Here is a 10,000-nt window from a genome sequence, read left to right as displayed (position 1 = left end):
GTGCAGTTGAAGAGAATTTAAACATCAGAGAAGATGAGAAATTTCCTGAGCCATTAACAAATTACAAATTCGGTTTATACAGTACTTGGGAATTAGACGTTTGGAAAAAACTTCGTAATTCTAAAAAAGCAGCTGTAATGGAATATATGGCTTCTCAAGAAGGTAAGAATTATTTAGTTACGAATTTGGTAGCGGAAGTGGCTAATTCGTATTATGAATTAATCGCATTAGATGCCCAATTGAAAAATTTAGAGCAAAATATCGAGATTCAAAAAAATGCTTTAGAAATTGTAAAATTATTAAAAGAGTCGGCTAGAACAACCCTTTTGGCAGTTAAACGTTTTGAAGCTGAGGTTCAAAAAAATCAGAGCGAAATTTACAATCTTAAACAGGAAATTGTAGAAATTGAAAATAAAATTAATTTTTTAGTAGGTAGAACACCGCAACCTGTTTTAAGAGATGCTAGTAATTTTATGGCAACAACTCCTAAGTTTGTAAATGTAGGTTTGCCTTCAGATTTATTGGAAAACAGACCCGATATCAAACAAGCACAATTGGAGTTGGAAGCTGCTAAATTGAATATTAAAGTAGCAAAAGCAAATTTTTATCCACAGTTTGGATTAAAAGCAGGTATAGGTTATGAAGCATTTAATGCCAAATATCTATTAAACTCTCCAGAATCGCTATTGTATTCTATCGTTGGAGATGCTATTATGCCTTTAGTAAACAGAAATGCTATTAAAGCGACTTATAAAACAGCTTCTGCAAAACAAATTCAAGCGGTTTATGAATATGAGCAAACCATTTTAAGAGCTTATACCGAAGTTATAAATCAAATGTCGAAGATTGAAAATTTACAGAATTCATTTAATTTAAAAAACAATCAAGTGGATGCTTTAAATCAATCTATTGAAATTGCGAATCAATTATTTCAATCAGCTAGAGCTGATTATATGGAAGTTTTACTTACTCAGCGCGATGCTTTAGAAGCTAAAACTGATTTAATAGAAACTCGTAAAAACCAAATGCTTACTGTAATTAATTTATACAAAGCACTTGGTGGCGGATGGAATTAATAGATTTTTTGTAATGTAATTGTAAATGAAAAGTCATCTGAAAAGATGACTTTTTTTATTGCACTTCAATTTCTAAAATTTATTTACTATTTTTAATACAAGTTTTTCAATAACAAGATTCTCAACACAATGAAAAAAGATATTACTTTAGTTCTTTCCGGTGGTGGTGCAAGAGGCATAGCGCATATTGGTGTTATTGAAGAATTAGTAAAGTTAAATGTAAATATTGCTTCCATTTCTGGAACGTCTATGGGTGCTTTAATTGGTGGAATCTATGCAGTAGGTAAGCTAGAAGAATTCAAGCAATGGATGTTAAAAGTAAACCGAACTAAAATTTTTAAGTTAATCGATTTTAGTTTTTCAACTCAAGGTTTAGTGAAAGGGGAGCGAATTTTTAACGAAATAAAAGAATTTATTACCGACGTTAATATTGAAGATTTACCCATTAAATATACTGCAACCGCTTTTGATATAGCAAATGGGAGAGAAGTTGTTTTTGATAAAGGAAGTTTATACAATGCAATTAGAGCTTCTATTTCTATTCCAACCATTTTTACACCATTAACTTTAGGAGATTCTGTTTTTATTGATGGTGGTGTTGTTAATAATATTCCGATTAACACAGCAAAAAGAGTTCAAAACGACATAGTAATTGCGGTTAATGTGAATGCTGGAGTTGCAGATAACGTTGTGTATTTTTCAGAAATAGAGCAACTTGTAAAACAAGGTAAAGACACTAATAAAACTTCACACAGAATGAATAAAAACGTCAATTACTTTTTTTTAGTTAATAACAGTTTGGTAACGATGACCAATCATATTTCTAATTTAATTTTAGAAAAATATCCACCCGATGTTTTAGTCGAAATTCCAAGAAATGGCGCTGGAATTTTTGAGTTTTACAATGCGAAAACAATAATAAATTCAGGAAAAGAACATTTTATAAATTCAATTTCTGAAATTCAATCTAAAATTTAGTTCACTCGATAAACCGGATACTGCAAATGCGCTTTCTCATAATAAGGCGATTGTCTGTACACCCAATCCAATTGAGCAGCACCGTTTTCAGCAAAAACTTTGTCGTTTTGTTTCTTTTGTTCTAATTCGGCTTTGATTTTTGGGTTTTTGTCTAAGAATTCTTTGGCTAAATCTTCAAAAACATAACTCGAAAAATATTCTTTTTGTTGTAAAATAGGATCAAAGAAGTTCCAATTGAAATAACTGTCTACTGCTTCTGGTTCTAAAGTTTCAACTAAATATTTCACACCAGGTTGATTCGTGTAAAATACATAATCGCCCATGAAAAATTTTACTTTTTGAGTCGATTTGGAAACTTTCGTATTGTAATGTGCGTAATGACCTTCGTAAGGCGATTTTGAGGTTTGATAACTTTCAATTTTATACGATTCTACTTCAATAATCGTGTCTTTTTGAAGACGATGTGCATTAATATTGTTAAATTTTAAAATATCCAAAACTTGCCATTGCGATTGCGGAATAACATACGCTTTCGGAATGTTTACAAATTTCGTAGGTTTATAATTTCCATAAAATGGAATTTTCTTAGTAAACGGTTTGCTTTTGTCGTAAAATAAGCGGTCTTTTCCTGAAATATCGCTTGGTTTGTAACCGCCTTGATAGCCTTTAAAATCAATATAAGACACTTTTGAAGAATCAATTGCCCAATCCAACGGATATTGCATTCCAACTTGATATTCGTTCAACGCTTCTTTTCGCATTTGTTTGATTTTTTGCCAATTTGTATCAGCAAAATTAATCGTGCTGACCATGAATTCATAAGTCACTTTCACACGTTCTTTGTACACTTTTAACATGTGTGTTTCAGGAACAAATCCTAAAGTGTGAAACAATGTTGAATAACCTGTTGCATAACGAGGTGTATCGGTAAATTGATCGAAACCTTTATCAGGCATATCACCATGAATATTTACATACGGAACTACATCGATTTTCTTTTTGTTCATGTCTTTCACCACCGAAGGATACAATTCGTTGATGAAATAATTGCCTAATTTGTTCCCCAAACGTTCGTGTTGGGTGGCAATGCATGTAAACGTATATTGATAATCCGCCCCATTAGAAACGTGATTGTCTAAGAAAATATCGGGATTTAATTCGGTAAACAACTTTTGAAAACTTCTTGAATTTTTAGTATCTGATTTAATGAAATCGCGATTCAAATCGTAATTGCGCCCATTTCCTCTAAAACCATATTCTTCGGGACCATTTTGATTGGCTCTTGTATGCGAATTTCGGTTCAACATGCCGCCCACGCTGTACACTGGAATAGCCGCTATTAATGTGTTTTTAGCTGTTTTGATTTTCCCCATAGCTAAATCGCGCATCAACATCATGGTAGCGTCAATTCCGTCAGGTTCACCTGCGTGAATGCCGTTGTTGATTAAAATTACAGCTTTATTTTTAGTAAAATATTCATCAAAATCAAATTTGCCTTCACTTGAAAAAAGTACCAAATGCAAAGGTTTTCCGCTATCGGTGGTGCCTTTGTAAATCATTTGGATGTTGGCAAAACTTTCGTCTAATTTTTCATAAAACGCAATACATTCTTCATAAGTAGTAGATTGATTGCCGTTGCCTCGTTCAAAAGGTGTGGTAAAATTGTTTTGTGAAAACGCAGAAATAGAGAAGAAAAGCAGACTTATTTTAAGAAAACGCATAGTTGAATTGTATTTGATTTTCAAAAATAAAGTTTTTTAAACAAATTATATCCTTTGTAAGCAATTGTTTTAGCTATTTCTCTGTATGGGAAAAGTTATTTTTAAAGGTAACTTTTTTAAAAATTAAAAAACCACAAAGCAAAGCTCAGTGGTTCTTAAGTTAGTTAGGGTTGGTAATAAGATTCTCAGTTAAACTGTAAAATCAAATATTTTGAATTAGTTGCTCAACATTACTGGCATTACTAGCATCGTAACAGTTTCGCCTTCGTCTAAGCCATCTACTGGAGTTAAGATTCCCGCTCTGTTTGGCATCGACATTTCTAATTGGATTTCATCACTTGATAAATTATTCAACATTTCTGTTAAGAAACGTGAGTTGAATCCGATTTGCATATCGTCTCCTTGGTAATCACAAGTCAAACGCTCGTCTGCTTTGTTTGAGTAATCGATATCTTCGGCTGATATATTCAATTCGGTTCCTGCGATTTTTAAACGAATTTGGTGCGTTGTTTTGTTTGCAAAAATTGCCACACGACGAACCGAGTTTAAAAACTGAACTCTGTTGATTAATAATTTGTTTGGATTTTCTTTTGGAATAACCGCTTCGTAGTTTGGATATTTTCCATCGATTAAACGACAAGTTAATACATAATTTTCAAAAGAGAACGTTGCATTTGAATCATTATATTCGATTGAAACTTCAGCGTCAGAAGCCGCTAAAATTCCTTTTAAAATGTTTAAAGGCTTTTTCGGCATAATAAAATCCGCTACTTGAGATGCTTTTACATCTGTACGAGCGTATTTTACTAATTTATGAGCGTCTGTTGCCACGAAGATTAATCCTTCTGGTGAAAATTGGAAGAAAACACCACTCATCACTGGGCGTAAATCATCGTTTCCAGCTGCGAAAATGGTTTTACTTACTGCTGTTGCTAATACTTCTGCAGGGACTAATGTTTTTGAAGGATCATCTAAAACTACTGCTTTAGGGAATTCTTCTCCTGGAGCGTAAGCAATCGCATATTTACCCGAGTTGGAGCTAATTTCTACAGTCGAATTGTCTTCTACAGTAAACGTTAACGGTTGCTCTGGGAAGGTTTTTAAGATATCTAATAAAAGTTTCGCTGGAATAGCAACGCTTCCTTGACTTGTAGAATCAATTTCTAACGTAGCCGTCATCGTTGTTTCTAAATCAGAAGCTGAAACTTTTAATTGGTTATTGTCTAATTCAAAAAGGAAATTATCAAGGATAGGTAAGGTGTTACTACTGTTGATAACACTACCTAAAACTTGTAATTGTTTTAATAAATACGAACTCGATACTATAAACTTCATCATCTTGTATTTTAAAATCGTGATTTGATTTTATATTTCACAAATATATTCTAATTCTGTTCAACCGCAAAAACAATTTTATTAACAACTAGCGGCTGTATTTTCTTTTGCGTAAGAAAGTAAATAAAAACCCAAAGATAGCTAAAATAACTATTGGTAATCCGACAGTTACCATTTGTGCCATGGTATAATTTTTATACACTTCTTCTTTGTTTAGAAGTGGCAAATCGACATCTTTACTTCGGATGTTAATAAGTCCGTTGTCGTCTAAAAGGTAATTTACACAGTTCATTAAGAACTCTTTGTTGCCATATAGTTGATTGGTCCACTTGTCAAAACCTAATTCTAAAGGAACGCCTTTGTCTAATTGATTTTTAATCACATCACCATCAGAAATCACAATCATCTTGTTTTCTTTTCCAGTGGCTTGGAACGAATTGTCTTTGAAAGGTAATACTCGGTTTTGGTAAGCCGATTTGAATTTTCCTTCCATCAAAACCGCTACTGGAAGCAATCCTTTACCTTCATATTCTTCAGGAGTGGTTTCTTCAGTCACCATGTCTAATGAAATCGGACTTGGTGTTCCAATGGTTTTCGAATATTCAGACGAACTCAATAAAACGGTTTTCTTAATATCGTTTTTCAAGATTTCAATTGGAGAAGCAAATTCAAACTTAATTCCTTCCATGTTTTTCACAATCGGATTCGTTGAAGTTGGATAGATAAACGGCGCAAATTTCCAAGTGTATTCTTGCATTTGCGTTTCGCTTCCTTGATTTCCTGAGGCTAATTTAATTGGCGTTGCATATTCATCTTTCACCAATAACGGATTAATACGGATTCCGTATTTGAAGAACATATCGGTTAAGTTCAACTCGCGTTGTGCGGCTAAAATGGTACCGGTTTCATTGTACAAACTGTCCATATCCGCTGAAACCGCATCAACTAACCACAAAGTTTTTCCACCATTCATGATGAATTGGTCTAACACTTGTTTTTCTTCTTCTGTGAAACCTTCTGTTGGTTTAGCAATTACGGCTAAATCATATTTTTTTAATGCTTCTAATGTCTGAGTTGGTTGTTTCGCTACCGAATCCAATGTAAAAGGTCCGATGTAATAACTTTCTTTTACTGTTTTCAAGAAATCGGCCATAAACGGTTCGATTAACTCGCCATTTCCTTTGATTACGGCAATTTTCTTTTGCTTTTCTTTCGAAATTTTATTGATAGCTTCCGCAAAACCAAATTCCAAATGCTGCACCGAACTAATTACTTTTTGTTCCGTTGTAGCACCCATTAAGTTTTTCAATAACGCCACTTTCGTGAATTTATCACCATATGTGGCTTGTGCCCAAGGGAATACTACTTCTTGCGATTGCTTTCCTTTGTCTTCTACCGTAATGCTTAGCGGTTGCATGCCTTTCGCGTAGAATTCTTTCATTTTTTCTACTCGCGTTTCCTCTTTCTCAATCGGATTTTTGAAGTTGAAAATGATGTTCGAATTATAAGCCGTGAATTCCTCTAAAAGTTGTTTGGTTTCGTTTTGTAAACGCTTGAATTCTGGTGGGAAATTCCCTTCTAAATACACTTCAATATATAACGGACTTTCAACCTCTTTAATAATGTTCAAAGTCGTTTCCGATAACGTATAACGTTTGTCTTGCGTTAAGTCGAAACGTTTGAAAAAGAAGTTACTGATTAAATTGATAACGATAATCGCTAAAAATACAATTCCTAATTGCTTTAAAGCTTTTGATTTGTTCTCCTTCATTACCATTTCAAAGATTTAAGTTGATAAACCGTTGCCGATAAAAATAAAAACGTAACACTCACAAAATACACAATATCACGCGTGTCTAACACACCGCGACTCATACTTTTAAAGTGATAATCCATTCCTAAAGCCGCAAACATCGAACTATAATTTCCAAGGAAAGCCGCAATGCCATCAAATCCGAAATAGAAAAAGAAACAACAAAACACTGCAATAATGAAAGCCACAATTTGATTGTCTGATAAAGTAGAAGCAAAAATTCCAATCGCAGTGTAAGCCGCAATTAAGAACAACAATCCGAAATACGAACCTAATGTACTTCCCATATCAATATTGCCTTGTGGATTTCCAAAATGCGAAATCGTTAATACATAAATAATCGTTGGTATAATCGCTAAAATAATTAACACCAAAGCGCCTAAAAATTTTCCGTTTACGATGTCCCAATTCGAAAGCGGTTTGGTAAACAATAACTCAATAGTTCCTTGTTTTTTCTCATCTGAAAAACTGCGCATGGTTACGGCAGGAATTAAGAAAATTAAAATCCATGGTGCCAATTTGAAAAACGGACTCATATCGGCAAAACCCGAGTTTAAAATGTTGAATTCGCCTTCAAAAACCCAAAGAAATAATCCGTTGAGTAAAAGAAAAATCCCGATGACTAAATATCCAATCGGCGAACCAAAAAAGGATTTTATTTCTCGTAATAATAATGCTTTCATTTATTTTTTTCTTGTTTATAAGTTTAAACGTTTAAGAGTTTAAAAGATTATTCTAAAGTCACCAATCTATCCACGCTCCACGCTTCAGGTTTGTCACTAAATAGAGTTTTGGTGTAGGTCCAAACACCATCAAACAAAGCGGATTTTCTATAATTTTCAAGCGCTTCTTCGTTTTCCCAATAACTATAAGTAAAGAAAATACGTTTGTCGTTTTTGTCTTGATACAATTCTAAGAAACGGTTTCCTTCGAAGTTTCGTATGTGGTGTTTCACTTCTTCAAAATTATTTAAAAAAGCTTCGATTTTATCTTCTTGAAAACGCATTTTTACAATTCTTATGAACATATTCTTATTTGAATTTAATGGATACCATATCTCTAAAATGTAACCCTAATAAGGTTGCTGCCGAACCTACGGTTTTTGGATTACTTTTGTAAATCGCAATTTCTAAATAGCCGTTTTCATTGAATAACGCTAAGAAATCACCTTCTAAATCTTTTAATTGTTTTACATCAGAAACTTGAAAATCGGAGTAGCTTTTGTGCAAACGACTGAACTTCTTGTTTTTGATTACGATTTCGAACTTTCGACCTCTAATCGTATCGTTAAATTGTTTTTGCGAAATATTAGTAACGCAATTTCCAAACGAATCGATATACACGATTTGTCCTTTAATTTCGCTTAAATCATCGGTAATCGATGAAGTTAAAACACTCACTGGTTTCAATGATGGAATTTCTTTACCAATCACATTCAACAAACCACCTCGTGCAATATGACAAGCAACCGCTACGAAAACATCCATATCACTCACATCTGTATTCAATCGGTCGTGGATGGTAATGGCTACGATTTTCTGTGGAATTTTCTTTTGAATTAAGGTGTTTAAAATTCCGTTATCGGCACAAATGAAGTAATGATCATCCCATTGCATTGCAATATGTTGGGTATCGCCCACACGTTCACTATCCACGCCAATTATATGAATCGTACCTTTTGGAAAGTTGTGATAAGCGGCTTCAATACAATAACTCGCTTCTAAAGTGTTGAATAAGTCAATCTCGTGCGAAATGTCCACAATAACTGCTTCTTTGTGTTCCGACAATATTTTTCCTTTCAAAGCACCTACGAAGTAGTCTTTGTGTCCAAAGTCGGTAGTTAAAGTAATTATTGACATTTTTTTGTTTATAACTTATTTGAAATCCAATAGTAGTTTTTACTAAATTTGATTGCAAAGCTACTATAATTTTAGCGTTTCAAAAATAATTAAAAAAAGAAAGCCTTTGAACGAAAGAATCATTGAATTAGTCGACATTGCTCCAAAAGAATTTTGGGGTGCGCAAGATGCTCATCTTGAAACCATTAAGAAGTATTATCCAAAACTTAAAATCGTAGCACGAGGAACTACTCTTAAAGCGTATGGTGAGCCTGAAATCTTGGATGAGTTTGAAAATCGCTTCAGAAGATTGATGCATCATTTTACGCGTTACAACAGTATTGATGATAATGTTATTTTGAGGGTTTTAGAAACGAGTCATCAACATGATGCCGAACACATGCACGACCGCGATAAGATTTTAGTGCATGGAATAGGAGGAAAGTTAATCAAAGCCATGACGCCTAACCAACAAAAATTGGTAGATTATGTGCATAAAAATGACATGGTTTTCGCTGTTGGTCCAGCAGGAACTGGAAAAACCTATACAGGTGTCGCTTTAGCAGTAAAAGCTTTGAAGGAAAAACAAGTTAAGAGAATCATATTAACGCGACCGGCTGTGGAAGCAGGGGAGAACTTAGGTTTTCTTCCGGGTGACATGAAGGAAAAGTTAGATCCGTACATGCAACCTTTATATGATGCGTTGCGCGATATGTTGCCACCACAAACCTTAGAAGACTATTTGTTAAAAGGTATCATTCAAATTGCGCCGTTAGCTTTTATGCGTGGACGAACGTTAGATAACGCTTTCGTAATCTTAGACGAAGCTCAAAATACGACGCATTCCCAAATGAAAATGTTCTTAACCCGTATGGGAAAAAACGCCAAATTCATCATCACAGGCGATCCAGGTCAGGTGGATTTGCCGAGAAGAACGATTTCAGGATTGAAAGAAGCACTTTTAGTATTGAAAGATGTAGAAGGCATCGGAATAATTTACTTAGACGATAAAGACATCGTCCGTCACAGATTAGTGAAGAAAATTATTGATGCGTACAAGAGTATTGAGAACAACGATTAAATAAAATATAAAAAAGGCGCTTTTATTAGCGTCTTTTTTTATTCCTAATTCTTAAAAATGACAATCCTATAAACGTTAAAAAAATCTTATAATTCGCCAATTAAAAAAATAAAACCCCGATTTTCTTCGTTCCCCATAGTAAACCCTAAAATTTACAA

General features: G+C 33.8%; 9 protein-coding genes. 3 read left to right on the top strand and 6 right to left on the bottom strand.

What is annotated here, in order from left to right:
* A partial coding sequence (locus LDL23_RS12635) for a TolC family protein (protein ID WP_291266023.1) occupies window positions 1-1,076 on the top strand: 1,076 nt, incomplete at its 5' end.
* A 129-nt stretch (window positions 1,077-1,205) separates the two neighbouring features.
* Window positions 1,206-2,054, top strand: a complete 849-nt coding sequence (locus LDL23_RS12630; protein ID WP_291266022.1) for a patatin-like phospholipase family protein — start codon at window positions 1,206-1,208, stop codon at window positions 2,052-2,054.
* Here LDL23_RS12630 and LDL23_RS12625 read toward each other — a convergent pair.
* The 6 genes from LDL23_RS12625 to LDL23_RS12600 all read right to left on the bottom strand — a co-directional run bounded on the left by LDL23_RS12625 (window position 2,051) and on the right by LDL23_RS12600 (window position 8,782).
* The gene (locus LDL23_RS12625; RefSeq protein WP_291266024.1) at window positions 2,051-3,775 is read right to left on the bottom strand and encodes a M14 family zinc carboxypeptidase; all 1,725 of its coding nucleotides are present in this window, start codon (window positions 3,773-3,775) and stop codon (window positions 2,051-2,053) included. The genes LDL23_RS12630 and LDL23_RS12625 overlap by 4 nt on opposite strands.
* 216 nt (window positions 3,776-3,991) lie before the next feature.
* Window positions 3,992-5,110, bottom strand: coding sequence for a DNA polymerase III subunit beta (gene dnaN, locus LDL23_RS12620; protein ID WP_291266021.1), 1,119 nt, complete (start codon window positions 5,108-5,110; stop codon window positions 3,992-3,994).
* Window positions 5,111-5,198: 88 nt separating this feature from the next.
* On the bottom strand, window positions 5,199-6,887 hold the full coding sequence (gene gldG / locus LDL23_RS12615; protein WP_291266020.1) for a gliding motility-associated ABC transporter substrate-binding protein GldG: 1,689 nt from the start codon (window positions 6,885-6,887) through the stop codon (window positions 5,199-5,201).
* Window positions 6,881-7,606, bottom strand: coding sequence for a gliding motility-associated ABC transporter permease subunit GldF (gldF, locus tag LDL23_RS12610; RefSeq protein ID WP_291266019.1), 726 nt, complete (start codon window positions 7,604-7,606; stop codon window positions 6,881-6,883). The genes gldG and gldF overlap by 7 nt, the downstream gene beginning before the upstream one ends.
* Before the next feature lie 47 nt (window positions 7,607-7,653).
* Window positions 7,654-7,950 carry an antibiotic biosynthesis monooxygenase family protein gene (locus tag LDL23_RS12605; protein ID WP_111567812.1) on the bottom strand — a complete coding sequence of 99 codons (297 nt, stop codon included), beginning with the start codon at window positions 7,948-7,950 and terminating at the stop codon, window positions 7,654-7,656.
* Window positions 7,951-7,954: 4 nt separating this feature from the next.
* A complete protein-coding gene (locus tag LDL23_RS12600) occupies window positions 7,955-8,782 on the bottom strand; it encodes an SAM-dependent chlorinase/fluorinase (protein WP_291266018.1) in 828 nt (275 codons plus the stop codon).
* A 106-nt stretch (window positions 8,783-8,888) separates the two neighbouring features.
* On the opposite strand from LDL23_RS12600, the gene LDL23_RS12595 reads away from it, so the two are divergent.
* Window positions 8,889-9,842: a PhoH family protein gene (locus LDL23_RS12595; protein WP_026726302.1), complete on the top strand. Its 954-nt coding sequence runs from the start codon at window positions 8,889-8,891 to the stop codon at window positions 9,840-9,842.
* Window positions 9,843-10,000: the final 158 nt, after the last annotated feature.

This window comes from Flavobacterium sp. (assembly GCF_020217025.1).
Classification (GTDB): domain Bacteria; phylum Bacteroidota; class Bacteroidia; order Flavobacteriales; family Flavobacteriaceae; genus Flavobacterium.
This window is presented reverse-complemented; position numbering and strand designations above follow the sequence as displayed.